This window comes from Rhizobium brockwellii (assembly GCF_000769405.2).
In the GTDB taxonomy this organism is placed as follows: Bacteria; Pseudomonadota; Alphaproteobacteria; order Rhizobiales; family Rhizobiaceae; genus Rhizobium; species Rhizobium brockwellii.
This window is the reverse complement of record NZ_CP053445.1, coordinates 94,429-120,384: the sequence shown is the minus strand read 5'-3', so window position 1 is coordinate 120,384 and position 25,956 is coordinate 94,429. Positions and strand designations below refer to the sequence as shown.

At 56.8% G+C, this 25,956-nt stretch carries 24 protein-coding genes and 1 pseudogene; 8 read left to right on the top strand and 17 right to left on the bottom strand.

Going from position 1 to position 25,956, the window contains the following annotated elements:
- Window positions 1–38 precede the first annotated feature (38 nt).
- Entirely contained in the window at window positions 39–950 is a 912-nt protein-coding gene (locus tag RLCC275e_RS34005) for an AraC family transcriptional regulator (protein ID WP_033184421.1), read from the bottom strand.
- Between the two features lie 61 nt (window positions 951–1,011).
- On the opposite strand from RLCC275e_RS34005, the gene RLCC275e_RS34000 reads away from it, so the two are divergent.
- Complete coding sequence (locus RLCC275e_RS34000; protein WP_033184422.1) at window positions 1,012–1,746, top strand: SDR family oxidoreductase; 735 nt, start codon at window positions 1,012–1,014, stop codon at window positions 1,744–1,746.
- A gap of 43 nt (window positions 1,747–1,789) precedes the next feature.
- On the opposite strand, the gene RLCC275e_RS33995 is transcribed toward RLCC275e_RS34000, so the two are convergent.
- From RLCC275e_RS33995 to RLCC275e_RS33950, 11 genes and pseudogenes are all read right to left on the bottom strand, one after another.
- Complete coding sequence (locus tag RLCC275e_RS33995; protein WP_246723445.1) at window positions 1,790–2,032, bottom strand: hypothetical protein; 243 nt, start codon at window positions 2,030–2,032, stop codon at window positions 1,790–1,792.
- A 99-nt stretch (window positions 2,033–2,131) separates the two neighbouring features.
- Window positions 2,132–3,259 carry a LacI family DNA-binding transcriptional regulator gene (locus tag RLCC275e_RS33990; protein WP_246723444.1) on the bottom strand — a complete coding sequence of 376 codons (1,128 nt, stop codon included), beginning with the start codon at window positions 3,257–3,259 and terminating at the stop codon, window positions 2,132–2,134.
- A gap of 85 nt (window positions 3,260–3,344) precedes the next feature.
- Window positions 3,345–3,485 (bottom strand): annotated as a pseudogene (locus RLCC275e_RS34580) (aldo/keto reductase); the annotation flags it as partial.
- Window positions 3,486–3,503: 18 nt separating this feature from the next.
- Window positions 3,504–4,349 carry a PfkB family carbohydrate kinase gene (locus tag RLCC275e_RS33985; protein WP_033184424.1) on the bottom strand — a complete coding sequence of 282 codons (846 nt, stop codon included), beginning with the start codon at window positions 4,347–4,349 and terminating at the stop codon, window positions 3,504–3,506.
- A gap of 115 nt (window positions 4,350–4,464) precedes the next feature.
- The gene (locus tag RLCC275e_RS33980; protein ID WP_033184425.1) at window positions 4,465–5,448 is read right to left on the bottom strand and encodes an SIS domain-containing protein; all 984 of its coding nucleotides are present in this window, start codon (window positions 5,446–5,448) and stop codon (window positions 4,465–4,467) included.
- Between the two features lie 60 nt (window positions 5,449–5,508).
- Window positions 5,509–6,882 (bottom strand): MmgE/PrpD family protein, encoded by a 1,374-nt coding sequence (locus RLCC275e_RS33975; RefSeq protein WP_050516875.1) that lies wholly within the window; start codon window positions 6,880–6,882, stop codon window positions 5,509–5,511.
- Between the two features lie 47 nt (window positions 6,883–6,929).
- Entirely contained in the window at window positions 6,930–7,748 is an 819-nt protein-coding gene (locus RLCC275e_RS33970) for an ABC transporter permease (RefSeq protein WP_050516876.1), read from the bottom strand.
- Window positions 7,745–8,650 carry an ABC transporter permease gene (locus RLCC275e_RS33965; RefSeq protein ID WP_033184426.1) on the bottom strand — a complete coding sequence of 302 codons (906 nt, stop codon included), beginning with the start codon at window positions 8,648–8,650 and terminating at the stop codon, window positions 7,745–7,747. Before RLCC275e_RS33965 ends, RLCC275e_RS33970 begins: the two co-directional genes overlap by 4 nt.
- A 4-nt stretch (window positions 8,651–8,654) precedes the next feature.
- Complete coding sequence (locus RLCC275e_RS33960; protein ID WP_368389649.1) at window positions 8,655–9,695, bottom strand: ABC transporter ATP-binding protein; 1,041 nt, start codon at window positions 9,693–9,695, stop codon at window positions 8,655–8,657.
- A gap of 195 nt (window positions 9,696–9,890) precedes the next feature.
- Complete coding sequence (locus RLCC275e_RS33955) at window positions 9,891–10,949, bottom strand: ABC transporter substrate-binding protein (RefSeq protein ID WP_171891381.1); 1,059 nt, start codon at window positions 10,947–10,949, stop codon at window positions 9,891–9,893.
- A 379-nt stretch (window positions 10,950–11,328) separates the two neighbouring features.
- Window positions 11,329–12,267 carry a GntR family transcriptional regulator gene (locus tag RLCC275e_RS33950; RefSeq protein WP_050516877.1) on the bottom strand — a complete coding sequence of 313 codons (939 nt, stop codon included), beginning with the start codon at window positions 12,265–12,267 and terminating at the stop codon, window positions 11,329–11,331.
- A gap of 165 nt (window positions 12,268–12,432) precedes the next feature.
- Between RLCC275e_RS33950 and RLCC275e_RS33945 the strand changes: the two genes are divergently transcribed.
- From RLCC275e_RS33945 to traR, 3 genes are all read left to right on the top strand, one after another.
- A complete protein-coding gene (locus RLCC275e_RS33945; RefSeq protein ID WP_050516878.1) occupies window positions 12,433–13,179 on the top strand; it encodes an SDR family oxidoreductase in 747 nt (248 codons plus the stop codon).
- A gap of 420 nt (window positions 13,180–13,599) precedes the next feature.
- The gene (locus RLCC275e_RS33940; protein WP_050516879.1) at window positions 13,600–15,477 is read left to right on the top strand and encodes a HAMP domain-containing methyl-accepting chemotaxis protein; all 1,878 of its coding nucleotides are present in this window, start codon (window positions 13,600–13,602) and stop codon (window positions 15,475–15,477) included.
- A 127-nt stretch (window positions 15,478–15,604) separates the two neighbouring features.
- Window positions 15,605–16,309 (top strand): autoinducer-binding transcriptional regulator TraR, encoded by a 705-nt coding sequence (gene traR / locus RLCC275e_RS33935; protein ID WP_033184429.1) that lies wholly within the window; start codon window positions 15,605–15,607, stop codon window positions 16,307–16,309.
- 47 nt (window positions 16,310–16,356) lie between these two features.
- On the opposite strand, the gene RLCC275e_RS33930 is transcribed toward traR, so the two are convergent.
- The 5 genes from RLCC275e_RS33930 to traA all read right to left on the bottom strand — a co-directional run bounded on the left by RLCC275e_RS33930 (window position 16,357) and on the right by traA (window position 22,732).
- Window positions 16,357–16,665, bottom strand: coding sequence for a transcriptional repressor TraM (locus RLCC275e_RS33930; protein ID WP_033184430.1), 309 nt, complete (start codon window positions 16,663–16,665; stop codon window positions 16,357–16,359).
- 416 nt (window positions 16,666–17,081) lie between these two features.
- Window positions 17,082–17,705, bottom strand: coding sequence for a TraH family protein (locus RLCC275e_RS33925; RefSeq protein ID WP_033184431.1), 624 nt, complete (start codon window positions 17,703–17,705; stop codon window positions 17,082–17,084).
- A 14-nt stretch (window positions 17,706–17,719) separates the two neighbouring features.
- Window positions 17,720–18,889: a conjugal transfer protein TraB gene (locus tag RLCC275e_RS33920; RefSeq protein WP_171891383.1), complete on the bottom strand. Its 1,170-nt coding sequence runs from the start codon at window positions 18,887–18,889 to the stop codon at window positions 17,720–17,722.
- A 16-nt stretch (window positions 18,890–18,905) separates the two neighbouring features.
- The gene (traF, locus tag RLCC275e_RS33915) at window positions 18,906–19,433 is read right to left on the bottom strand and encodes a conjugative transfer signal peptidase TraF (protein WP_033184345.1); all 528 of its coding nucleotides are present in this window, start codon (window positions 19,431–19,433) and stop codon (window positions 18,906–18,908) included.
- Window positions 19,430–22,732: a Ti-type conjugative transfer relaxase TraA gene (traA, locus tag RLCC275e_RS33910; protein WP_033184346.1), complete on the bottom strand. Its 3,303-nt coding sequence runs from the start codon at window positions 22,730–22,732 to the stop codon at window positions 19,430–19,432. The genes traF and traA overlap by 4 nt, the downstream gene beginning before the upstream one ends.
- Before the next feature lie 256 nt (window positions 22,733–22,988).
- Between traA and traC the strand changes: the two genes are divergently transcribed.
- From traC to RLCC275e_RS33890, 4 genes are read left to right on the top strand one after another with little or no spacing between them, the layout of a single operon-like run.
- The gene (gene traC, locus RLCC275e_RS33905; RefSeq protein ID WP_033184347.1) at window positions 22,989–23,285 is read left to right on the top strand and encodes a conjugal transfer protein TraC; all 297 of its coding nucleotides are present in this window, start codon (window positions 22,989–22,991) and stop codon (window positions 23,283–23,285) included.
- 4 nt (window positions 23,286–23,289) lie between these two features.
- Window positions 23,290–23,505, top strand: coding sequence for a type IV conjugative transfer system coupling protein TraD (gene traD, locus RLCC275e_RS33900; RefSeq protein ID WP_033184348.1), 216 nt, complete (start codon window positions 23,290–23,292; stop codon window positions 23,503–23,505).
- The gene (traG, locus tag RLCC275e_RS33895) at window positions 23,492–25,462 is read left to right on the top strand and encodes a Ti-type conjugative transfer system protein TraG (RefSeq protein ID WP_033184349.1); all 1,971 of its coding nucleotides are present in this window, start codon (window positions 23,492–23,494) and stop codon (window positions 25,460–25,462) included. Before traD ends, traG begins: the two co-directional genes overlap by 14 nt.
- Window positions 25,459–25,911, top strand: a complete 453-nt coding sequence (locus RLCC275e_RS33890) for a thermonuclease family protein (protein WP_033184350.1) — start codon at window positions 25,459–25,461, stop codon at window positions 25,909–25,911. The genes traG and RLCC275e_RS33890 overlap by 4 nt, the downstream gene beginning before the upstream one ends.
- The last annotated feature ends 45 nt before the right edge of the window (window positions 25,912–25,956 follow it).

Genomic DNA, 25,956 nt, shown 5'->3' with positions numbered 1-25,956 from the left:
GAATCTAATTTGTGGTTCATCAACAAAGGCCCCTCAGCTCAAGACGTGTGTTGTCGTGGTGCCTTATCAAATGTCTGCCGAAAAGCGTGACCAAAGGCACTTTGCGATGTGTAGCCGACACTTGCCGCGACGTCTGCAATGCTGGAATGACGTTCAGCCAGAGCGGCACGGGCGCGCGTCATCCGCCAGTTGCGCATATAGGCAAAGGGTGCCTGTCCTACCCGGCAGGCGAAAGCGGAAGAGAAGGCCGCCCGTGACATTCCCGCCTCTGTGGCCAGATCGGCAACGGTCCACGGCCGTGCGATATCGCTATGAAAGCATTGGATAGCGCGTCCGATGCGTGGATCCGCCAGCGCGCCAAGCCAGCCGCTGGTCGTGTCGGAAGCCGACGCGAACGTCCGGATAGCATGGATCATAAGAACCTCCGCTAACCTGGCCGTCACAATCTCCCGTCCCATAGCACTCTGTTCCGCCTCCGCGTCCAACAAACCCAGAAGCGCTGTTATCGTTGCGGCTCCCGTCGACATGCCAGAGATGTGCATGAACGATGGCAGCATATCGAGAAGGAAGGCAGCGTTGCCGGGCGCAAAGGATATGCCGCCGCCGAGCGTCACCGTGTCGTCACCGCGCAAGCGAACAACATCATTCCCTTCCACGTACAATGGCAAACCGTCGATTGGCACCAGCCCGGGATCGCTCGCGATAACATAGGCCGTGCGGCCGATCAGGCAGCAGTCGCCCGTCTCCAGGCGCTGGGGAGCGGTATCGGGCAGCAGAAGCCAGCCTGTTCCACGCAGCACTGCAACGAATTTCAGGCGCTCAAGCGCTGGGAATGCCAACGCCCAATCACCTGACCCCTCGAAGCGAGTCCTCCGCGTCGCCCGTGCATCGAGCACGGTGAGCACATCTGACAGTGGATCGAACATTTGAGACGATTGCGATAAATTCATGGCTTATCAAGCATAGTACGTCTTGCCCAATCTTTCTACAGTCAAGTGGAAGGAGACCAACATGACTATAGCAGGCAAGGTAGTAGTGATCACAGGCGCCAGCAGCGGCATTGGCCGCGCGACCGCAGTTGTTCTGGCTGAGGCTGGCGCGACAGTGGTGCTTGGCGCGCGGCGCGAAGATGTCCTGGCGGAAGTTGCCCGGGACATCGCTGCTGTCGGCGGCAAGGTCGCCTACAAAGTGACCGACGTGCGCGTTCGTGCCGATCTCGAAGCGCTCGTGGCACTCGCGGTGGAGCGCTGGGGCAGGCTGGATGTCATCGTCAATAATGCAGGCATCAGCCCGATTTCGCGGTTTGATGCCCTGCAGGTCGAAGACTGGGACGCGATGATCGACGTGAACTTGCGCGGTACGCTGTACGGTATCGCCGCTGCGTTGCCTGTCTTCGCACGCCAGCGCAGCGGGCATGTCATCAATGTGATTTCAACAGCCGGCATCAAAATTGTGCCGACGATGGGCGTCTACGCCGCGACCAAGAATGCGGTACGAACGATCACCGAAACCTTGCGGCAGGAAGCGGGACCTCATCTGCGCGTTACCGACGTCTCGCCGGGTATGATTGCGACCAATCTAACAGACTCATTCACCAACATAGCGGTCAGGGATGCAATCGCAGCACGGATTGAGGAGATTGCTATCCCGCCCACAGCCATTGCCCGCGGCATCGCCTACGCGATCGATCAGCCGGACGACGTGGACGTCGGCAGCATCGTCATCCGACCTACCGCGCAGGATTAGCGTCTGCGTTAAAATGCAGCCGCGTGGCTGATGGCGCAAATCGTCAAAAGAACGTCAGTTTGAACGGAGTTGCAGCCGCGCCCATCGCGGCCGCGTCCGGCTTGATCTCCGACACGATCAACTTCGGGCTTGCGCGCCATACGCCGTAGCGCGGCTTTCCAAACAGGTGCGTCCGCTCAATCATCAATTCGGCGAGGGCTGGCGGGATCTGACCACCGAAGACAATCGCCTGCGGATCGTAGACCGCCCAAATCGCATTGACCAGGCGATTGTAGGCGGGGGTCACCTCATCCAGCCACTCCTGCACGCCCGGCCATTTTGGGTCGAAGGATGTTCAGCCGACGCTGGAAATCCCTCCTGGTTACAAATTCAACGTCCTTGTCGATCAGGACATTGATTTCCCAGGAGGCTTCAAAGGCTGAGGGGAAGTGAGAACGGCAGACCTTTGAACGTGGCACACATCACTCACGGAACCGCGCCTAATAAGTGTCGCTGCAAGAAGGGTTTCTTTGCGGACGTTTGAGGCGGCACCCGTCAAACGCGCTATCAGCTTTTCTGTGGCGGCAGTAGCAAGTTCCTTAATTGGCTGCGAAATTACAGTCAGTGGCGGTGTCGTTATAGAGGTCCAGTCGGGATTGTTAAAGCAAATGAGCGAGACATCGTCAGGGATTGAGAAATGCAACTCCCGGAGAACATTCAAGATAACAAGGGCAACGGAACTCTCCGTGGCCAAAAAGGCGGTAGGTCGGGCAGGGGAGCTGCAGAGTACCCGCAATTCATGCGCCAGATTTTGGGGCTCCGCCCCACCCATAACGACCAATTGGGGATCGACCGGGATCTCAGCATCATCTAACGCCGCGCGATAGCCGTCGATACGCTCCCGCACGGACGAAATTAGGTGCTGTCCCGGGTGTGCAAGAGCGTTAGACGCCAGCGCAATGTCAGTATGCCCTCGTCCAATCAACATGGTGACGGCCTCATAGGCGGCACGGAAATTGTCGACCGCAAACGTGTCGGCGCGTAGTTGGGGTACCCGCCTATCCAGGAGGACAATCGGGCAATCAATCTCGGAAAGCCGTGCGAGATGCGCTACCTCACTGCTCGATGTTGGCGAGATGATCAACCCGTCGACACGCTTGGTGAGCAGAACGCGGACGGCATCTCGTTCTACCTCTATATCTTCGTCGGTCGTCGCAAGGATCACGACAAAACCGTGCGCACTTGCAGTACCCGTGATCGCCCGGATGGCGCGTGCGAAATACGGACTGTCGATGTCCGCTACCACCACACCGATTGTCTTGCTGCGGCCGGTCGCCACGCTCTTCGCGAGTTGATTGGCTTGATACGCCAAGCTCCTAGCGGCTGCCAAGACGCGTTCCCGAGTTTCGACATTGACATAGCCGTAGTCACCGAGCACCCGTGCAGCGGTCGCCCGTGAAACACCAGCCGCCCGGGCAACGTCGGTAACGGTCGCAGCGGCGCCTCCGCGGCGGATTTCCGTAGGTGGTATCACGCTACCCCGCCTCGATCATCTTCAGAAACGAATTGGCTATTCCCACTATCCGGAATATTTACGTTGGACAGTCTGCTGGAATACCGCATACGTTCACCCCTGCTTCTCCCTCTGGCAAATTCAACTGGCCGATCGTCTGGGTCCAGCCTACGCCCCCGAAAGTCATTGTCCCTATAGTGATAGTGCAAATCTTGAGGCCAGAACGGCCAAGCAACCGGTAGTCCATTGCCTGTCCAAGTAGTTCTTAGCTTGAGACAGGATGCGGATACCCGAAGGCTCCTGGCCATTCACACGCCTTTGCTGCGGAGGCAGCCGCGTGGCTCAGCGCGGCCTCCAACTCAGCGCCAGTAATCCGTGCGGCTAGAAGTCCTCCGATAAATGCGTCACCCGCCCCCATGGTGTCTACCAAGGTTGCTTTGACTACACCTTGTTTTAGAATTCGAGATCCGTCGCTGAAAACAGCACCGCGTTCACCTTGGGTGATACACACTTGTTGAGCTCCAAAGCCGTGTAGGTCGGCAATAAGTGAGTCTCTCTCGTCATCGGAAAGATCCGAGCCGGACAAAAAGGCCAGGGTGATCATCGGACAAACGGCCGCCAAATAATCCCTGTCGCGTTTAACTGAAAAGTCAAACGAGATCTCTCGCACAACCGTTCGGATTCGCTGTAATTCCGGTTCCAGATAGCTATAGCACGACGTGTGTACGTATCCGAAGCGTTTGATCAACTCGAGATCGTCCACGTCCATACGCAGTGTGAGCCGCCTTCTAATCCCGCCGGCATTTGAACTCAGAAAGACCCGATCGCCATCAACGATATGACAACTGGAATAGCCGGTTTCTCCAATCGCTTGGCGTAGATGAGATTCCGAAAGACCTTCAGCAAGAAGGCTTGCCCGGACATGCGCACCATATTCATCATCGCCGATAAGGCCAATATAGGCTGTATCAGCGAGCCCGAACCGATGCGCGAGAACGGCGACATTAAGCGCGTTTCCGCCAGGATAATAGACGTTTTGATCGACATAGTGATCAACGACATTGTCGCCGATACCTACAAGTCCTGCCTGACCTGAAGCTAATTTCCCCAAACCAATCGCCTCCGTTTTTAGGCCATCCAACCCCTTTACGAAAAAGAAGTAGGCTTGTTACCGCAGTGGCGGGCTGCCGACTTAAATCAAGGGCAACCCACCTGTTCTCAAAGACTTAGTACTCCAACTTCCACATGTAGCGGCGCACGGTGAGAGGATGTCCTTTGGCTTCAGCCAGCTTTTCCATGTACGCGCGTAGAATGGGGGTAAAAAGTAGTGGAGTAAGGTACTCAGCGATGCTTTCTGGAAAGTCCGAGATGCCCAGTTTTCTTGCGTCGAGTGCGGTCACGCGGCGGCTGTATTTCTGAGCAAAGGAAAACGCACGTTCGTCGATTGCACGCGTGGGACCGACTCCCATCAATTGCACAAACGGGACATCAAAATCTGTGACCTCAAACGGTCCATGAAAGTATTCACCCGCCTGGATGGCGGCTGAATGGATCCATAACATCTCCTGAAATAGGCAGATCGCGTAACAATAGGCGACACCGTAGTTGGAACCCGACGCCATCGTGTAAATCACAGAGTCACGCTTATGCGCCTCTGCGAACGTAGCGATTTCCCCCTTCAGATCAGCGATCTTCTGGTCGACGAGTCTTGGAAGGGTTGTGAGGGCTGCTTCGAAATCATCTGCTTTGTTATTACCTTCGCGCACTTTGACGATGCCCAACGCCAGCCGCGAAAGGATAGCTGCCGAATGGTGCGAACTCATCTCGAGTGGAGTGTGCTTGTAGGCGATGGTAAACTCTGATGCATCGTCGAGTGGGCTGCCAAGGACATTGGTCAGAGAAATGGTCAATGCGCCAGCCTGCCGTGCGAATCTAATAGCTTCGACCGTTTCCGGCGTGGTGCCCGAATGCGAACATGCAATAACCAAAGAATTCCGGCCAAGGGTCTTGGGGGCGCGTGCTGTAAACTCGGCGGCATTCAATGCGATGCCATTAATACGGCTCGCCTCTCGGTCGGTAATATACTGCGTCGTTAGCATCAAAGAGAACGAGCCGCCGCACGCAACAAAGAAGATGTCCGTCACGCTTTCGCGGCCGGAAACAGCCTTCAGGGCGTCAGCTATTTGAGCATCTGTCTTATGGATATCCATCTGTTCTTTCCTTCGTAACATTGTCATTGATTGGTATGCTTGCGGACAATCACAGCCCGGTCAGCCATTTTTTTGCCGCTTCGTGGAGATGCATTTCAGCAAGGGAGCTATTTGCTCTTCGTTGCGAAGCGCGATTAGGGCTCCCTCTAAGCTTTTCATCTCATGATCGCTTAAAACGCCGTCGCCGCATCTTCTGAGTTTCTCGACTCGCTCCTCAAAAGTCATAGGATTCCGAGAATCGCCCCTTGCGATCTCGACGTAGACGGTGTCCGGCGACGGTCCACCATCCACGGAAATAGTGACGCGTCCCGACGTTTCGTTGGGGTAGACTGCTTCCAGGTCGGCATCGACCTTGACCTTGACCTTTTCCGCCAGTGCAAGCACGCGGGGATCGGATAGAAGCTCTGCTTTGATGGGCTGTAGACAAGCCGCGCCATAAATCGCTGCCGACGCCAGACAAAACGGAACGCTGTATTGCGCTGATTGCAGCGTCTTAGGCTTGTGCTGATTGTTGAGCGTTAGGGTTCGCTCAAACGTGCCGACAGTAATTTCTTTGACGTCGTACCAGTCCTTAACAAGGTTTCGTTGGACGAGCAGCGCATCAAGCAGAGCATGTATCCAACGGCAACAACTGTACGGTTTGAAGTAAGTGGTTTCGATATACCAGCCGCCAGCGACGTCACGGCTTATGACCCCGCCGTCGAAGCGGTCCCGATCAAGAAAATCGATCGGGCCGAGCATCCCGTTTCGTGCAGCAACGAGCTTTTCCAGCCCGTTCTTCGTCCCATCAGGAATAGCTTCCTTAACGTGATTTCCCACCTGGGTGTCTTCGGTGGCCATTGCATAAGGTGCGATGGTATCGGTAAGGGCCATGGCATTCGCGATGGTCATTGCATCGTCGCCCCTCAGCCACCCAATAGCCGCAACCACTCCCTGCCCGCACCATCGGCCTGACGCCCCAGTCAAAACGGTTTTCGGATCGCGTGACTTAGCGATGCGTGTGGCAACCTCATAGCCGATGGCTATTGCAGTCAGCACACGATCAGCATTGGCACCGATCTCCTCGGCTTCTGCCAATACTGCCGGAACCATGGCCGCGGCCAGGTGGCCCTCGGCCATTCGATGACCATCGTCATAATCAAGAATTGAAGTCGCCATCGCATTGGCGAAGGCTGCTCCGTGCGCAGACGCTTTGTCCCCCGTAAACCAGATCGAAGATCCTCCGTCGCCCCAAAGCTCTATTGCGACTGCCCGCGCCGCAACGGAACCCGCATTGTCCAAGCCTGCAAGCGCGCATGAGACAGCATCCATTACAACCAGAAATGAGAACGCCTTAACCTCGGCGGGGATATCGACAACGGACGCTGACCACTCCGCAAGCTTTACGGCGCGCATGTCTTGAGCGCCCTGAATATTGATTGTTCGAGCCGTCATAGATAAGCCTTTCTGAGAGAATGCGAGAAGCACAACCAGGGACGCACCTAAGCGTCACGTCGCGGCCTGAAGATCTGAGCCAGCACGAGCAAGGTGATCGAGACGGCTATCAAACAAGTCGATATGGCAGCGATTGTAGGATCAACTTGATCGCGCAAGGCGTTGAACATCTTGCGGTTTAGCGTGCCGCCCGTCCCATTCGAAATGAACATTGCGATGATGACTTCATCGAACGAAACGAAAAAGGCGAAAAGTGCACTAGTCATGACCGAGAACTTGATCTGCGGTAGCGTGACGGTGAAGAAAGCACGCGCTCTGGTGGCACCGAGACTTCTGGCTACCATCTCTTGATTCATGTCGTAGGATGCTAGACCCGCCGTGGTGACAATCACCACGAATGGAAGTGCAAGCATAGTATGAGCCAAGACAAGCCCAGCCGTAGTGTTTACCAGTCCCAATGGTACAAAGATAAAGAGAGATCCGATTGCGATCAGAATCGCGGGTACTGCCATCGGTAAGATAAAGATTGCCGAAATCGGTGCGGCGAGTAGTTTGCTGCCGACACGGATCCCATAAGCCGCCGCGGTACCAATAACAGTCGCAACAACTGACGTAATAACAGCGGCCCTAAGTGACACGACCGTGGCCCGTATCCATTCAGGCGATTGGAGGTAACTCAAGTACCATCTGAATGAATAGGTACGAGGCGGAAACTCTAGATACTGCGAATCGGAGAATGACATTGGAACTACAATCAGTGTTGGCGCTACAAGAGCCACCAGCACAATAATGCTGAACGAATAAAGCCATAACCGGTCGAGATTTGTAATCTGAGTCGGGGTAACACTCTGCTTAAACCAGTTCATTTGGCGCCTCCGCCCAACTTCGAAATTTGATAAGCGACGAGTAGAAGAACCGCTGTAATGGCGATGAGGACCATCCCAAGCGAACTCGCTGCACCCCAGTTCGAATAGATACTCACATTGGCTTCGATACGCATGGCGATCATGATCACGCGACCACCGCCCAGAACCGCGGGCGTGACGTAGAAACCCAAACAGAGCACGAATACGATTAGTGCGCCGGACAGAAGGCCCGGCATCGAAAGCGGAAAGAAAATGTCCCAAAACGCTCTGCTTGGTCTTGCTCCGAGATTGGAAGCCGCGGACATCAGATTGGGATCAATGGATTTCATGGAGGCATAGAGCGGTAGGACGAGAAATGGCAACATGACATGGGACATGCCGATAAGAGTGCCGGTTAAATTATTGGCTAGGTGTAGACGTTCACTAATGACACCAAGGTGCATCAGCGTGTCGTTAATAATGCCCCCGTCTTGCAGGAGAATAAGCCACGCATATGTGCGCACCAGAACTGCCGTCCAGAACGGCATAAGCACGCCAATCATCGCGATGGAGGATGCACGATCCGACAATTGTGACAAGAAGTAGGCAAGGGGATAGCCGACGAGAACTACGATTGCGGTGGTCGCAAATGCAACTGTGAAGGTGATACCAAAGACCTTACCGTATATCGGACTTTCCCAGATACGCATGTAGTTTTCGAGGCTTAAAGAACCGTCTGCGCCGATGAAAGATAGATACATCATTAGGCCGACGGGCAAAACTAAAGCGACGAATATCACGACAATGCCCGGCAGCGACAAGCCAAAGAGCATCGCGGTTTCCACGCGACTTTTACGATGCAAACCCGCGTGGTTTATTAGCTCTGCGCTTGAAGGCGCCTGCATAGATAACGCATCAACCATCGACCTACTCGCCCTTAACTATACGGGTTTCATTGCGATGAAGGCCCACAACGACTATGTCGCCTTTTTTTGGAATCTCGGACCTGCTACTCTCCCGCAGATTGCGGCGGACGTGAATGAGCGCCCCGGAATTGAGCCGGATGTAACCCAGGCAACTTTCGCCCTGGTACAGCATCTGTTCGACTACGCCTTCAAAGCAGTTGTAGGCCTCTCGCTGTGCGGGTTTCACATAATCCAGCTTTTCCGGACGAAGAACGAGCAAGTGCCTTGGCGCGTCGGAGAATACCGAACTATCTGTTTGAATTTTTTGGTCACCGTAATAGAAGTCGGTGTTCTTGTATTCGACCTCAAGAAATGAGGACTCGCCCATGAATGCAGCTACAAATTCGGAGTTCGGCGCATCATAGAGGGATTCAGAAGTACCTAATTGCGTCACTTTGCCATTTCGCAAGACCGCAATTCGGTCGGACATCGTCAACGCTTCGCGTTGATCATGCGTAACCAGCACGGTGGTCATACCCAGGTCTTCGTGCATCGAACGCAACTCAAGCTGCATCATCTCACGAAGGTTCTTGTCCAACGCAGAGAGCGGTTCGTCCATCAAAAGTATTTTTGGTTTGAAAACTATAGCTCGAGCCAAGGCAATACGCTGGCGTTGGCCGCCGGACAGCTCAGAAATACGCCTGTTTCCGTATTCCCCTAGTTGCACTTTTTCCAAAACTTCATTGACCTTGGCCTTGACGACTTCGCTCTTCTCACCGCGAATTTTCAGCGGATAGGCGATGTTCGCGGCCACGTTCATATGGGGGAACAGAGCGTAGTTTTGAAACATCATTCCGACGCCTCGTAGGTGCGGCGCCTTCAGAATAACCTCCTGGTCACCGAACTTCAGAGATCCTTGATTGGGACGAATGAACCCGGCAATCACCATTAAAAGGGTCGTCTTCCCCGAGCCAGATGGACCTAGGAGCGTGATGAACTCGCCGCTCTTGATGTCCAAGCTGACATTATCGAGCGCGGTCACAGGGCCATAGGTCTTGGTCAAGCCTTCTATTGCTATGGGCAGAGACAAATTTGGAGTGGAGTTGAGATTCATTGTTCCGAGGATTCTTTGCTATGTGCTACAGGCGATCGCAAAAGGGTACGTTGCATCGTCGTGCACCGATGGACGGCTGGGGTTCAGCGGCGGTCGATTTGAGCCCAGCCCGAGACACTGGTCCCAGGCCAGGCTCAGCAATCGTTATCTGGACAACCGCATATTGTCATAAGCTTCAGAAGCCCAGGCGCCATTTGCTGCCCACCATGTGGGATCAACCGGATACTGAAGGCCAATGTTTTGCGGAGCAGAGGCCATTGTCGCAATCTTCTCGGGCGAATATCCCGCAACGTCGAAAGCCTTCAAATTCGCCGGCGCCGTTGCAAAGGTATCGGGAAGCTTGGCCTGGTACTCGGCCTTAGACATTTCAGCCAGGAATTTCATAGCCGCATCGCGGTGCGGTGCCCCCTTGACGACAACGTAACCGTCGACGCCAAGCTGCCCGTCGTTGAAGGTGTAGTCCCATTTTGCACCATCATTGATAGCACCAACCACGCGTCCGCCCCACGTCATGATCATGTCGACTTCGCCGTCCTTGACGAGCTGCGCTGCCTGCGCGCCGCTCTCCCACCACACGGACACGTGAGGCGCAAGTTCAGCGAGCTTGTCCATTGCTGCCTTCTTACCCTCTGGGGTGGAAAGAAACTCATAGACTTTGTCGCGTGGCGTACCAAGGGCTAGAGCGGCAGCTTCAATCATCCCGCCGGGCTGGTTCCACATCGCGCGCTTTCCAGGAAACTTCTTGGCATCGAAGAAATCGGCGGCTGACTTCGGACCGTTTTCGCCATAGGTGTTCTTGTTCCAGGCAATTAGGGTCGCGTAGCTGCTATTCGGTACAAAGTATTCCGTGAAGGAACCTGGCGCGTATACTTTCGGATCAACGACACCAGGGTCGAGTTTTTCGATCACTCCTGCAGCGCGGGCTAGTGGCTCGTCGGCGATGGAAATCTGTACAATGTCCCAACTAACGGAGCCGGATTCGACTTGGGCGCGAATTTCGGCCCAGTTTTGCATAGTATCCTGCGAATAGGTGATACCAAGTTTTTTGGCGGCCGGAGCCCAAAGCGCGGAGTTCTGAGCGTCCTGCCAGGCACCGCCCGACGACACAATCACAACGTCTTGGGCGGAGGCTGATGCTACGCCAGTTGCAACAAGTATGGCTGTAGCGACAGCTACCGCAAGCCTGCGACGAATTGAGTTCATTATTCTATTCCCCTGATGTGGCGCCACCTAATGGGTATACCAAAGGGCGGAACCGTTGAAACCAGCCCACTTTCTTTCAGAGATCACAGCTCGTTCCTCCCGAGCTTAGCGCTAATGGGCGCTGATCCCCTCCATCGGCGGGGCCAAGACCATAGACCAAAAGGACAGCGAAAGCGCCCATCTGGTGTATACCACATTAGGCGCAGCCAAATTTGCTGTCAATATGATTTTTGCGCGAGGGCGTGTGGACCGCGAAATCGCTCTTAAGTACGAGCAAGCGAATCGGAAGTCGTCCAGAAAGTGCTTAAGTTGCTCATCGCCATTTCGTCGATGCCGTCTGGCCTAGAGGTATGACGGAGTTGGAAATTGGGACGGTGGCCTACATGGTGCCGGTCATCATCATGCTGATGGGAGCCGATGTTGAAGCGAGCTCTAGCTGCTTCCCATGATTGAGCGAGAAACTGACGTGGTCTGGGTGATTTAATGAACGAAGAAATTCAAAGGGGATACCGTCGTTCGAGACATTGACGGATTCAAATTTGAGTACGGGAGACCCGGCTGGTAAGTTCAGAAATTCCGCTTCGGTCGCCGTCGCCCAATGAACGCTGATTGTGGACGTCTTGTTACGGAAACTCAGATGATAAACGTTTCGAAAGTATGCATATAGTGACTTGTTTTCAAGCACATCGCTTGCTGATAGCCCTGGCACTAGATGAGCCGGTATCTCGATAAATTCAACACATACTGGAATGCCATCTACCGAACGCAGTCTTTGGATAGAGATAATCGGAGTTTCGACATCGATTTCGAGCTTCGCGGCACTGATCTTGCCAGCTAGTTTGCGCTCGAAATACAGAAGCTTCGATCCCGGTACATGCCCAGCTTTTTCCACAACGTCCGAAACACTGTATGATGCATGTTCACTAATAGGCCGATCAAAGAGGCGCTCTGGTAGATAAGTTCCGCTACGAGGGCGCCGCTCAAGCACCCCCATCTGCACTAGCCGGTCGATGGCTTTTCGCATGGTGACACGGCTTGTGCCAAACTTTTCGGACAGCTCCCTTTCAGAAGGAAAACGGCTGCCCTGTTCAAACTCTCGGCCGTGAATTGCATCCAGCAATTTCTTTTGGAGCTGAATGTAAATTGGGTATTTATTCAAAACATCATCCATTTCAGCGCTTTGATCCGCCTCTAGCTTAAACGTTACGAGCCAGCCGCAGGCTCGCCCGGCTACAGTGTACCACTTAAAGCTCCTGTTCACATTTTGCCACGCCTGTTCTGACGCCAGTTCTCCCAGTATGGGAAAGTTGGCGATCATAGAATGTAAGTTCTTGACAATCTGGTGTAGACCAGACAGTCTTCACTAGGGCGCCGTTTTACTGATCAGACAGGAAATTGATGCGCTGGACAAGGGCAGGCAGGCGCTCAGTTTGTCGCAAGACCAAGACAGTCCCTGGCACCGGCATTTGAAAAGTAGGGAACCATGAAACTAAAAGGCAAGACTGCGGTCATCACCGGTGCTGGACGGGGCATCGGTCGGGCAATTTCAATCGCGTTAGCAAGCGAAGGCGCGAATATCGTTCTGGCGTCGCCAGAGGTAGACCAGATTGGCGCAGTAAGCGATGAGATTAGAGCGCTCGGCGGTCAGGCGCTGCCGATCCAGACAGACATACGATACAAGTCGCAGATTGAAGCGATGGCAGCCGCAGCTTTCGAGCGATTCGGCTCGGTGGAGATTTTGGTAAATAATGGGGGGGTAGCTGTTCACAACGCCATTCCTGATATCAAAGAAGAGGATTGGGATTTCACCATGTCGGTAAATCTCAAAGGCACTTTCCTGTGCACTCAAGCCTTCTTCCAGCACATGTGCGATCGGCAGCAAGGCCATATTATCAACATCGTGTCACGCGCTGGGAAAGTGGCATCCGCTAAGTTCGGCGCCTATGCCGCCTCGAAATTCGGCGCGCTCGGCTTTACCCAAACAACTGATGCCGAGGGCTTACCGTTCAACGTGAAAGCGACCGCCATCTGCCCCGGTGCGGTAGATACCCAGCAACGATCGGAAAACCACGTCGATGACCACTCGAAATTGCTATTGCCAGAAGACGTGGCGGACTATGTCGCCTTTATATTGACGCGCCCGAACAGGGTATACATCGCTGAGGCTTCGCCAATTTCGCAGTTCATGAAGCCCGTGCCAAATGCGCTCAACCTGAAGCCCGGAATCTAGCGTATTAGCCTCCAGATTGGGGCGGGCGCCCTGAGGGCGAGCTGCTAACCATGTTGGCACGACCAGATGAATTCGCGGTTGTACCAGTAATCTCTTCTGCCGGAGCCTCCCAAGGCTGGATGGGCTGCCGCCGGAATTCGTCGGCGGCAGCCTCGCGTTCTCCAGAAAGAGCCCGTTTCTCCGATTTTTTGGAGTGCCTCAAGTTCAAGGACGACGTCCATGCTCATGACAGGATGCAAAGTGCGCCGAGACCCTTCAACTAAAGAACAGCCGTCCATCGACCTCTCACGTCATTATGGACCGATAGGAATCAAGGCCGTGGTCGCAGCAACGATCTTCAAGCCTAGTCTTCGCGTCAATGATGGTCATGCTAACTCCTCGACCGATCAAGATAGGCAACATCAATCTGGAGACTAGTAAATGAAAAGGCCAAGCATCCGGTTTCTGCTAAGTCTCGTCCTGCTGACACTAGCGGTGCTTTTTGCGGCGGTTGCTGTTGTTGCGATAAGTGGACTGGAGTCCACAAATTCCGCTACCAAGACGATCGCGGTCAAAAAGATGAAGAGCGTTGAGCTGTCGAAGACGATCGCCCTCGACATGGCTAATCTTCAAAATGCTTATCGTGATTATCTGCTGGTCTTTTCGGTCGATGAAAAAAAAGCGGCTAAGGAAGCAATCCAGGATCGCGCGCTCGTTTTGGATGATCACATCCAGGGATATGAGGCCAATTCCGTTTCCGAGCATGAGCTTCAGTTGATCGCGAAGATAAAGGGCGCGAAGGCGAGTTATGTGACCGCAGCCGAGAAGGTAATGTCATACTCTTCGCTGAACAAAACCGTAGAAGCTGCGATGTACCTGACAAGTACGATGAAGCCTCTTGGAGTTCAGGTCTCGGCAAATGCCGACGAGCTTGTTCGGATAAACCAAGAGGACACCGAGCACACGTACGCTGAAAGCCAGGCATCTTATAACAACACGAAACTAGGACTGATTGCAGCTGCGATTGGATCCCTGCTGATCGTTTTAGCTGCAATTGTCTTCGTAACCTTTGGTATCACCGGGCCGATCGCCCGTATTGCCGCGTCAATGAAAAGACTGGCCGATGGGAACGTTGATGCCGATGTCCCCTATGCCGGGCGGACAGATGAAATCGGGGCAATGGCGGCTGCAGTCTCAGTGTTTCGTCGAGCAGCGATTGCGAAGAAAGAGCTTGAAGCACAATCAGAGCTTTTACGCCAGCAAAGGGATACCGAACTTGCCGAGGCTAAAGAGCGAGCCGACGCAGAGGCCGAGCAGCGCCTTCGCGCCGCTACATCTGGATTGGCTGGTGGCCTAAGAAGACTTGCTGATGGTGATCTCAACTTCTCATTACCCGACCCCTTTGCTCCGGACTTTGAAGGGTTACGCAATGATTTCAATCAGTCCGTTGAACAACTCCATGACACTCTGGACAATATATCTCGCTCCATCTCAGTAATTGATGAGGGAGCGCTGGAGATCGCGAACGGGTCGCATGATTTGTCACAGCGTACGGAGCGTCAAGCCTCTTCGCTGGAAGAGACCGCTGCGGCATTACACGAGATTACTGCGAATATCAGTCTATCCAGTGATCGTACTCTTGAAGCACGAACGATCGCTGCGATGGCTAACAAGTCAGCATCTGGATCGGCCGAGGTCTTAACACGAACAGTAGAGGCGATGAGGCGGATAGAAACCTCATCAGCGGAGATTTCAAGCATCCTGAATGTTATCGACGAAATCGCGTTTCAAACAAACCTGCTCGCTCTCAACGCGGGCGTTGAAGCCGCACGCGCGGGTGAGGCCGGCAAAGGATTTACGGTAGTTGCTCAGGAAGTGCGTGAACTCGCCCAACGGTCTGCGCGGGCAGCGAAGGACATCAATGTCCTGATCACGAATGCATCTGCCGAGGTGAGCAGCGGTGTGAAGCTTGTTCGAGAAACAGGTGAAACGCTGCGGGCGATAGGTGGGCTCATCGTGGAGGTAAACCGCCACATGGAGGGTGTATCGGCGACCTATCAGGAGCAGGCCGAGAGCCTCGCTGCAATCAACTCCGTAATTAGGGCTCTGGATCGAGACACGCAACATAATGCCGCGATTGCTGAGGAAGCAAATGCAGCGTCAGGCAGTCTTGCAACAGAGGTCAAGTCGTTGAGAAGTCTGGTGTCGCAGTTCAAGCTCCGGGGAGCTTTTTATGCGACCGGATCGCAGGCTCTTCCTGCCAGCGACGTCCGGCAGCAGGGCGAAATCCCCCCGTCGTTGAAAGCACGCGCTAGCTAGTGCCTGCCACCATTGGTTCCATAAGTACTATTATGCAATCTAAGGTTGATTTTTGAGCGCATATGATAATAAACGTCGAGGGGCTCTCGTGATCTGTTCCACCTGACCACCAAAACGGAGTGAAAAAATGCAGCACTGGCTGGACAAGCTGACCGATCTTGCGGCGATACAAGGCGACGAAAGCATCCTCACGCAGGGCCTTTCCGACCTCACCCAACATTTTGGCTTCACCGGCTACGCCTATCTCCACATCCAGCACAAGCACAGCATCGCAGTCACCAATTATCATCGTGAGTGGCGGTCGATGTATTTCGAGAAGAGCTTCGACAAACTCGATCCGGTCGTCAAACGCGCGAAATCCAGAAAGCTAATGTTTGCGTGGTCCGGCGAACAGGATCGTCCGAGGCTATCGAAGGAGGAGCGTGCCTTCTACGCGCAAGCTGCAGATTTCGGCGTTCGATCCGGGGTCACCATTCCCATCAAAACTGCCAACGGCTCGATGTCGATGTTCACCTTGGCGTCAGATCGGCCAGAGATCGATCTCGACCGTGAGATAGACGCGGTCGCGGCCGCCGCTGCCGTCGGACAGCTCCATGCCCGCATCTCGTTCCTTCAAACCACTCCGACTGTGGAAGATGCCGCCTGGCTCGATCCTAAAGAGGCGACCTATCTCCGATGGATCGCCGTCGGTATGACGATGGAGGAGATCGCCGATGTGGAGGGCGTCAAATACAATAGTGTCCGCGTCAAGCTTCGCGAGGCTATGAAGCGCTTCGATGTCCGGAGCAAGGCCCACCTCACCGCGCTAGCAATTCGCAGGAAGTTGATGTGAGAGCGCCGGTGGCCAAGTTGCTCACCAGGCGTGGTCCTGAATCCGGATCAGTTAACGGTCACCTTCGGGATGTAGCCGAGGATGCTGATCAGGGTACTCACTGCGCTCATCTGCGCATGCATCTCGATGCTGGCCTCGATGTAACAAAGATGCTGTGGGCCACCGGTCAATTCCCCTGATCTGTAGCTTTCCGGCAGTGCCTGGAACAGTTCGTCAGCCTTTTCGACTAACCGCCGGTGCGTTCGGATCGCGTCGACGGTAAGGCTTTCCAAGTCGGCGGGAGGTAGTCCCCGCGTTAGCCCCACCACTGGCCGGAGCTCCACTCCCTTAGACAAGCTCACATCTTCCGATTCCATGCTTCCAACCCTGGTTTTGTCTGCGGTCCGCCCCCGCTGACGTTGAACCCTATGAACCCTAGCCGGGGGTTAGAATCCGAGATGAATCGGCCCTGAGACCTTTAGCACCGAGGCGCCTGGACATGAGTCACAGGCCCCCGGCCATAAGGTCAGAGGATTCCTGGCGCCATTTCGGTCAGCGCCAACCTTTCATCCGCGGATTCTACGCCGCAACACAGCACGTACTGCGTCCCGGCCTTTATAAGAGTCATTTCAACGAGATGCCAGTAGGGATTGGCATCGCGAACGTGCAAATCTTCACATCCAAGAAGCATCAGACGCAAGGAATTCCGTTCCGATCGGTATATTCGCGTAGTCCAAACACTCTAAGAGAGTTGCTGGGCAATTGCGTTGGATCGATCAACCCATGGTAACATCTACTTTTCATGACCGATGCCAGAAAGATCAATCCGGATCCCTGCCTTGTTAGGGTCGGTAGCGATTTCCGGAGCAGCATCGGAATCGTCGGTCGCACCATGGTCCGCACGTTCGCCCGAGGTATCGTCTTCCCGCGCGGGCTCCGGGTCAGCCATTTTCGTTTTACCCGGATCTTCAGCTCGAAACACTGCCGTTCCTTCGAAGTATCCCGTCTGCCAGGCGATGATCGCATCGTCGAACACTTGCGGCAGGACTTGCCTCCCGGTCGGGTTGCCATACCATTTGGTCACGATCCGATAGACCTTGGCGAACAGGGCTGTGCCCATGCGCATGTTCTCGCAGGCATCGACCAGGTCCGGCTTCAGCTGGCCCGCCTCCACGATGCCGAGCCCGGCGGGATATTGTGTGATCCCGACGCGAACGGTACTGCGACCGAGGTTGTCTCGGATAAGCGCCAACGCCTCCTCCGCTGTCTTCGGCCTGGGCACCAGCACCACCCGGTTTCCGGAGCGGACCGTGACCGCGAGCGGATCTTGCGACCCTGCCTGCTCGATGAACTGTTCGACGATCGCCGGCTTCAGGCCGGGATCGCTGCATTCCTTGATGAGGGCGGCATCGACCATCGCAAACAATTTCCTTATCTGTTAAAAGCCGTGACGACTGGCAGTCCGAATAGTTTTGCCCAGGCAATCACGCTCGCGTTCTGAATGGCGACGATCGACGTTCCCGCGGTCCACCATCCGTTGCCCGGGGCAACGATTGCGGTGGGGGAATGCAGCATCGACTGCAGGACCGGCCAGAGGAGGAGCTGTTCGTAGCAGATCAGCGTGGCGACCTTCTGGTCGTCGCTTTGCACAACTGGATTGCCGAAGAGGTTGGCGCGAGCTCCACCGCCCTGCCCGGTCCATGCCCGCCATGGCTGCCACATGGACACCGGAACCGGCATGCGTTCGCGATAGAGAATTCGTGCTTCGTCAGCCGAAACCTCCACCATGACATTGTCGTAGCCGCCCGGATCGATGACGGCCGCGCCGGCGATCACAGTGAGCTCCGAGCCTCGCAAGCCTTGGCTCCAGAGCTTTGCCACGGTCGGCGTCCAGAAGCCCAGAGCACTTTCGGGAAGAACGATGAAGCGGGTTTTCTCTCCCGCAGCCGTACGCACCGTTGCGATCAGGTCACGGTGATAGTCGAGCGAGCCGTCTCGTCCGAGGCTCTCGCCCTGTTCGAGGTCGACGCCCTTCCATCCCTCGGGTAGGTCAGGTGATGTCCACGTAGCGGCAGACCAGAGCCAGAATCCTCCCAGGACGATGGCGACAGCTGGCCAATATCGCGATGTCATCATCGCGAGGCCGGCTGCCATCGCGACCAGCCCCCACCATCCCCATCCCGGAAAGAGCACACCTGCAGCGGTCAGCGGATGTGCCCAGCAGGTTATGCCGAGGGGCGGCAGTCCCATGAGCATCGCCGCCGCCAGATAGCGTGGCGCCCTTGCCATTACCGTTCGACCTTCTCCCCGAGACTTCCCTTCCGGTTGCCCCTTCCAGAGTGCCGCATGGACGCCGGCGAAGGACAGCGAAGCAGCTGTCCAGAGCAGAAGCCCAGGCCAGAGATCGGCGGCATAGAAGTTGGCGACACCCTGCGGCAGCCCACGCGAGGCAGCCAGAAAATATCCGGCGGACACGAGCCCCGCCGTCAGCCGCGATGGCGACATCCCCCAGAGCGCCGGAAACAACACAGCGACCGGAAGGGTCAGGGCATGGCCGCTCCAGGCAGTCCAGCCGCAAGCGACGGATACGGCAATGAGCAGGCAGGATCGCTGCCAGTTATGGATTGAACGTGAGGACCGGCCGCGCCAGACCGAGAAGGCCCGTGTCGGGAACCGGCCCGAAGTACCGACTATCATAGGAGCTCGCAAAGGATGAGTGAAGAAACAGGTTTCTCAGTGGCACGAGGCCGGTTTTGAACGGTGTGATCGGCCTGCCCTCGCCATCGCTCGCGCGAACGATCGATGAGGCGAGAGGCCTGCCGTCGACAGTGACATTCGCACCGATTTCGACATGCTGTCCGGGAAGTGCCGCGACTGTCTTGATCAGCGGCGCAAAGCCGCCGGGGCAGAGGCCACGCCTAACATAGCCGCGGCGCCGTGCCTCCTCGAATGACGCGGTCGGCGGTGGGCAGATGAACACGAGATCGCCAGTTTCGACCGGACGCTGCAGGGCCACGATACGCCAGAGTCCAAGCGGCTCGCTCGGCGTCAAGTTCAAGCGAAAGCCGCCCATATAGGCGACTGCCGCCAGAGCGGCGATCGCCCCACCCACGCTGGCCAGGAACGGGAGAAGCCGCCGTCTCATTGCTTCATCACCGGCGTCTGGCGCTGGGCGAGACGCAAATCCTCGGCTTGCCGCAGGGTCTGGACGGTGCGCTCGTAAGCGGCGAGCTGCTGGGACGTGCGCATGATCGGCCAGGCTTCCTTCAGACGTTCCTTCTGCTCGGGCTGCATCCCGTCTGAGAGTTTGTCGAAGAGCTTTCCGGAGGGTTCGCGCGCGGCATTGGTGAGCAGTGTGCGTTCCCCGAACCGCTGGGTGACGGCTTGGTTGAACCCGTCAATTTCCAGCTTGGTTTCCCGATTGCTCAGTGCATATGCCATGGCCGCCGGCAGATCGTTGCGGTCGATCGCGTCACGCACGCGCTCCAGCACCACATGTGCTGCCGGCGAGAGCGCCGGGATGTCGATCGACACGCGCTGGCGCTGTACCTGCTCGTCTGTGGAAAGCCGCTTTATGGCAGCCTCGCGCATCTGCAGATACTGCTCGAGATCGCGCTTCAGAGCGGGGACGTTTATCTCGGCGATGCGACGGTCCTCGCGCTCAGTCTTGCTGGCAAGAATGCCGGCCTTACCCTTCAGCGGTCCGATCGACGCCGGGGCGGTCGTCAGCGTCTGAAGCGCCAGATTGGCCGTTTCCTTATCCACTAGCACCGCATCGAAGTTCATCGCCCGGAAGGCGGTCTCGGGATCGGCAAAGACGTAAGCAAAACGGGTCGAAACCTCTTCCCATTGTTTCTTGAGGGCTGGATCAGTGTCGAGCTTTTGCTCCACCGTATCGGCGACGGAACCGGAAAATGTCCTGATGCCTGCAACCATGGGCGCGGCCTCCTTCATCGTTTGGGTTTTTAAGGGGTGGTGCAGACCGAGACGCTCTGCAAAGACAGCAAGGCGCTGGCCGAGATCGACAAGTTTCGTCTTCTGGCGCAGCGTCCAGTCGAGTTGGTCGCGTAGCAGCGTCCGCGCCACCTGGACGATGTTAAGGCCGCGACTTTCCGCAAACCGCAGCGCCTCGCGGTAAAGCTTTCCGCGCTCATAATCGAGCGTGGTCTCCTTGGCATTCTTTCGGGAGAGTACCTTGGCCAGGCCACCATTGAAGTCGAATGACCGGCGGCCGTAGTAAAGCTGCAAATCCTCGCGGTGGCGGGTCATCGCCACATAGGTCAGATGCCGGTCGAGCGAGAGGCTTGCCAACACCTTCACGCGATCGACGGTAGCGCCTTGCGATTTATGGATCGTGGTAGCGTAACCATGATCGAGATTGCTGTAGAAGCGTTGCTCGACGATGACCTGCCGCCGCTGATCACCCTCTCCGACGACAGCAACGATCCTGTTCGGTGCGGCCTCAATGACATGAGCGATCATGCCGTTCTTGACGCCGAGCGAGGTCTCGTTCTTCAGGAAGACGATCTGGTCGCCCGTGTCAAACTGGCGAATGCCGTCAGCTGTTTTGAAGACATGGCCCTCACCGACAATGCCGCGTTCGACAAGTTTTTCGCGGGCCATAACGTTGAGCATGCGCACGTCGCGGCGCAGATGCGCGAGGATCAGCGTTGTCTTCGTCTGATCGTAATCGTGGTTCCAGTCACCGATCAGCCGCTCGACCGCTTCGGCCTTCAGGCGCATTCCCGTGATCCTGGCATTGGCATCATAGGCGGTCAGCGCTTTTTCCACATTGCCCCGGGCCAGATCGAGCGACGCCTTGCGCATCCAGTCCTCGCGCTGGCGATAGATCGTCTCGAGTTCTGCATAACCAATGCGGTCGACGATGGCGCGGAAGGCAGCACCCGCCTCGATCGGCTGGAGCTGTTCGGGATCGCCGACGAGAACGATCTTGGCACCTGCCCTGACAACGGTATCGACGAAGCCGGCCATCTGCTTCGAGGCGACCATGCCGGCCTCGTCCATGACGAAGACGGTTTTATCATCGAGAACGTCACGGCCCCGATTCCAGCGCAACTCCCATGATGCCAGCGTGCGGCTTTCGATGCCGGCTTCCTTCTCCAGACCTTCGGCCGCCTTGCCGGCAAGCGCGCCGCCGACCACACGATATCCGGCCAGTTCCCACGCCTCGCGGGCAGCCTTCATCATCGTGGTTTTGCCGGCGCCGGCGCGTCCAACCACGGCCGCGATCCGGGCGGGACCGGCGATCCGCTCGATCGCCGCTTTCTGCTCCTGCGACAACCGCTCGTGCCGCCGGAACGTTGCGTCAAGAGCAGCTTCAGAGACAGGATGACCGTCCCGGTTCGCCAGCCATAACGCCTGCCGCACCATCGTCGCCTCAAGGCGGATCATCGCCCGCGTCGAATAACGGGCGGGCACCTTTTCCCCGGTGGAAAAGTCGATCGTGTCGCGCTGCAGCCGGAGAACCTCGGGGTTCAGGATGATGCGTAACATCAGTTGGTGGAAGACAGCCGGATCATCGACATAGCGATGCAGAACCTTGGCGACATCGCGTTCATCGAAAACGCTCTTTTCCCGCGTGATCACGTCGAGCACGATGGCTGGATTGTTTAGAATGCGGCGGGTGTTTTCCGACCGCCGCTGTTCGTTCAGTTCGGTCCGTTCGAGCTTTGGCCGAATACCCTGTTCTTCCGCCTTGCGTTCGATGGCTTTCGCCCCGACGCCGAGATGGATTGTCGGTTCCAGCGCGATGCCCTGCTTCTCATAGGAACGGCCGTCGATACGGAGATCGATGCCGCCGAGCGCCAGATGGTGGTTCAGCCGCTCGAACCATCCATCGCGCAGAGTATTGAAGTCGTCGATCGAACCCGCCCAGAGCTCATAAAGGATTTTCCCGGACTTCGTGCGGACTGGCTGGCCGTCCTCGCCGGTCACAGCGACCTTCTTCGATCCGAACCCGTCTTCGGTCAGTGGGCGCAATGTGGTCATCAGGTGGATATGCGGATTGCCGGGATTGTCATGGTAGACCCAGTCCGCGACCATACCTTTTGCGAGGATATGCTTGTCGACAAAGTCCCGCACCAGCGCGATGTTCTGCTCGGACGACAGCTCCAGTGGAAGCGCTATGGTCAGGTCGCGAGCGAGCTGCGCATCGGAACGCTTCTCGAAGGCCTCAACGTTGTTCCAGAAGGCTTCCGAAGCTCCGGCGACAGAGTGGTCGGCAATTATCGCGCGGACCCATTTCGGGGCATCGGCCGGGAGCAGGAATTCCTCATGCACAAGCCCCTCTTTCCGAGTGTAGTCGATGGTACGGGCCTCGCGCTCGTATTCCATCTTCGCGCAGTGCCGATAGGCCGCAGACAGCACCACGCTGCGGCCGCTGCCGCGGCTGACAATGCTGGCTGAGAAGTGGGCGATGGCCACGGCGGTAAAGCTCCCGGTTTGAACGCCGTTCGTCGGGAGCGGTCAGGCCATGGTCGGCCGCACTTCGGGCGCTGAGCAACGCGTCGCATCAGCGACGTATAATTGCGCCCTTGGATCCGCTCCTTCGGAACGGCGGGATCATCCTCCAAAGTGTCGGCCTTGCCGACGTGCAGATCTGCACATTCCTTCGGATGTGCTTTTGAGGAAATCTTGCAGCGAGATAACGCCGCAAGATTTCCAGGGAGATGCGACCGGAATGAAGAAGCCATCATCGAAGATCAGGGAAGAAATCGCCAGATTGCAGGATCAGCTGAGACAAGCCGAAACACGCGAGGCCGAGCGCATCGGCCGGATCGCGTTGAAAGCCGGTCTCGGTGAGATCGAGATCGAGGAGGCCGAACTACAGGCGGCGTTCGAAGAGATCACCGGGCGGTTTCGCGGAGGTAAGGCGCCTTCGACCGGAAGAAAAAACGCCGGGGATGGTCGAGCCGGCGGTGAACCGGCGGCGACGATCGCGTCTGGCGCGCCTGCGGGCAGGCCTGGTGAGGCTTGAACGCATGGCCCGCACGATGACGAATGACGCGCGAAAGAGAGACACGCGCGAAAAAATCGAACTGGGTGGCCTGATCGTCAAGGCAGGACTTCGCTATGAGAAGCGGGCACTGCTGCTCGGCCTGCTGATCGATGCCAGTCGCCGCCTGAAGGGCGACGATGCGGAGCAATTGCGCCTCAAGGCGATAGGCGCGGAGGCGTTCGCTCATGACGGCGAGTAAACTGTTCCTCGCCACCATCCCGGCCACGACGATGATCGTCGTCGTGGTTTTCATGCCGGGGATCGAACAATGGCTGGCCGCGTTTGGCAAGACCGCGCAGGCCAAGCTGATGCTCGGGCGTATCGGCCTCGCGCTGCCCTATGCGACCGCAGCTGCAATCGGCACGATCTTTCTGTTCGCGGCGAATGGCGTAGCGGGTATCAAGGCGGCAGGATGGGGCGTCGTCAGCGGAAATGGAGTGGCAATCCTCATCGCACTCCTGCGCGAAGGGGTTCGCCTGGCCGGGATTGCTGGCGACATCCCGAAAGGTCAATCCGTGCTCGGATATGCGGACCCAGCAACGATGCTTGGCGCATTGACAGCATTCCTCGCCGGCGTCTTCGCACTGCGCGTCACGATGAAGGGAAACGCAGCTTTTGCCCAAGCCGCACCACGGCGGATCGGGGGAAAGCGAGCGGTGCATGGCGAGGCCGACTGGATGAAGGTGCAGGAGGCCGCGAAACTTTTCCCCGATCCAGGCGGCATCGTCGTCGGCGAACGGTATCGCGTCGATCGCGATAGCGTTGCGGCGGTGTCGTTCCGCGCCGATGATCCGTCGACCTGGGGAGCGGGGGGCAAGAGCCCGCTCCTATGCTTCGACGGCTCGTTCGGCTCGTCCCATGGCATTGTCTTCGCCGGCTCCGGTGGCTTCAAGACGACGTCGGTAACGGTCCCGACCGCGCTCAAGTGGGGTGGCGGCCTTGTCGTCCTCGATCCGTCGAGCGAAGTGGCGCCGATGGTATCGGAGCATCGCCGCAAGGCTGGCCGAAAGGTGATCATTCTCGATCCCTCGGCGTCAGGCGTCGGTTTCAACGCGCTCGACTGGATCGGGCGACACGGCAGCACGAAGGAAGAGGACATCGTCGCAGTCGCGACCTGGATCATGACCGACAATCCGCGCTCGGCGTCTGCCCGCGACGACTTCTTTCGGGCGTCGGCGATGCAGCTTCTGACGGCCCTCATCGCAGACGTCTGCCTGTCCGGTCACACGGACGAGGAAGACCAGACGCTGCGCCGTGTGCGTAAGAACCTTTCGGAGCCGGAGCCGCAACTGCGGGCGCGCCTGACCAAGATCTACGAGCAGTCGGAATCGGACTTCGTGAAGGAGAATGTTTCGGTCTTCGTGAACATGACGCCTGAGACCTTTTCCGGCGTGTACGCCAACGCGGTGAAAGAAACCCACTGGCTGTCCTATCCGAACTATGCCGCGCTCGTCTCTGGCGACAGTTTCTCGACCGACGATCTCGCCGATGGCGGAACAGACATCTTCATTGCGCTCGATCTGAAGGTCCTCGAAGCCCATCCGGGACTGGCGCGTGTGGTTATCGGATCGCTGCTCAATGCCATCTACAATCGAAACGGCGATGTGAAAGGTCGCGCGCTCTTCCTGCTCGACGAGGTCGCCAGGCTCGGCTATCTGCGAATCCTCGAAACCGCCCGCGACGCCGGACGCAAATACGGCATCACGCTGACGATGATCTTCCAGTCCATCGGCCAGATGCGCGAGGCCTATGGCGGGCGGGACGCGACGAGCAAGTGGTTCGAATCCGCGTCGTGGATCTCGTTTGCCGCGATCAACGACCCTGATACTGCCGACTATATCTCGAAACGCTGCGGCGATACGACGGTCGAGGTCGATCAGACTAACCGCTCGTCAGGGATGAAGGGATCGTCGCGCTCACGTTCCCGGCAGCTCAGCCGCCGTCCACTGATCCTGCCGCATGAGGTGCTGCGCATGCGCGCTGACGAGCAGATCGTGTTCACATCGGGCAATCCGCCGCTCAGATGCGGGCGCGCCATCTGGTTCAGACGCAACGACATGAGCGCGTCCGTCGGAGAAAACCGTTTTCACAAGCAAATCACAGAAGGGGTGAAGAGCTATAAGGCCGCTCCGACGACAGACACAGAGGCGACATGACATTGAGACTTTTTACGGCAATTGCCAGCCTATCCCCATTAGCCATTGGCTTCCTCGCATCTATTGCCTCAGCCCAGCCTTCAAGCAGTGCAAGCAGCGTGAGCGAAGCCTTCTCTATCTGCGGAAGCGGACAACGGATCACCTGCGTGGTGGATGGTGATACGTTCTGGTTTCGAGGTGAAAAGATCAGGATCGCCGACATCGACACGCCGGAGCTCAGCCCGCCGAAATGTGAGCGCGAACGCAAGCGAGGTCTTGCGGCGAAACAGCGTCTGCTCGACATCCTCAATTCGGGTCCGCTGTCGTTCAAGACGACCGCCAGGGATGAAGATCGCTTCGGTCGCAAGCTCAGGATCGTCTATCGGGAGCGACGATCGGTCGGCGATATTCTCGTCGCCGAAGGCTTGGCTCGGAAGTGGGAAGGATCGCGCCGGAGCTGGTGCAAATGATCCGGACGCCGGCGGATCACTGTTGTGAATCGATGATGCCCGACC

Coding starts and splice junctions, on each gene's coding strand:
- RLCC275e_RS34005 (WP_033184421.1), bottom strand. CDS start 950: ATGAATTTATCGCAATCGTCTCAAATGTTCGATCCACTGTCAGATGTG.
- RLCC275e_RS34000 (WP_033184422.1), top strand. CDS start 1,012: ATGACTATAGCAGGCAAGGTAGTAGTGATCACAGGCGCCAGCAGCGGC.
- RLCC275e_RS33980 (WP_033184425.1), bottom strand. CDS start 5,448: ATGGATATCCATAAGACAGATGCTCAAATAGCTGACGCCCTGAAGGCT.
- RLCC275e_RS33975 (WP_050516875.1), bottom strand. CDS start 6,882: ATGACGGCTCGAACAATCAATATTCAGGGCGCTCAAGACATGCGCGCC.
- RLCC275e_RS33970 (WP_050516876.1), bottom strand. CDS start 7,748: ATGAACTGGTTTAAGCAGAGTGTTACCCCGACTCAGATTACAAATCTC.
- RLCC275e_RS33965 (WP_033184426.1), bottom strand. CDS start 8,650: ATGGTTGATGCGTTATCTATGCAGGCGCCTTCAAGCGCAGAGCTAATA.
- RLCC275e_RS33955 (WP_171891381.1), bottom strand. CDS start 10,949: ATGAACTCAATTCGTCGCAGGCTTGCGGTAGCTGTCGCTACAGCCATA.
- RLCC275e_RS33950 (WP_050516877.1), bottom strand. CDS start 12,267: ATGATCGCCAACTTTCCCATACTGGGAGAACTGGCGTCAGAACAGGCG.
- RLCC275e_RS33945 (WP_050516878.1), top strand. CDS start 12,433: ATGAAACTAAAAGGCAAGACTGCGGTCATCACCGGTGCTGGACGGGGC.
- RLCC275e_RS33940 (WP_050516879.1), top strand. CDS start 13,600: ATGAAAAGGCCAAGCATCCGGTTTCTGCTAAGTCTCGTCCTGCTGACA.
- traR (WP_033184429.1), top strand. CDS start 15,605: ATGCAGCACTGGCTGGACAAGCTGACCGATCTTGCGGCGATACAAGGC.
- RLCC275e_RS33930 (WP_033184430.1), bottom strand. CDS start 16,665: ATGGAATCGGAAGATGTGAGCTTGTCTAAGGGAGTGGAGCTCCGGCCA.
- RLCC275e_RS33925 (WP_033184431.1), bottom strand. CDS start 17,705: ATGGTCGATGCCGCCCTCATCAAGGAATGCAGCGATCCCGGCCTGAAG.
- traF (WP_033184345.1), bottom strand. CDS start 19,433: ATGAGACGGCGGCTTCTCCCGTTCCTGGCCAGCGTGGGTGGGGCGATC.
- traC (WP_033184347.1), top strand. CDS start 22,989: ATGAAGAAGCCATCATCGAAGATCAGGGAAGAAATCGCCAGATTGCAG.
- traD (WP_033184348.1), top strand. CDS start 23,290: ATGGCCCGCACGATGACGAATGACGCGCGAAAGAGAGACACGCGCGAA.
- traG (WP_033184349.1), top strand. CDS start 23,492: ATGACGGCGAGTAAACTGTTCCTCGCCACCATCCCGGCCACGACGATG.
- RLCC275e_RS33890 (WP_033184350.1), top strand. CDS start 25,459: ATGACATTGAGACTTTTTACGGCAATTGCCAGCCTATCCCCATTAGCC.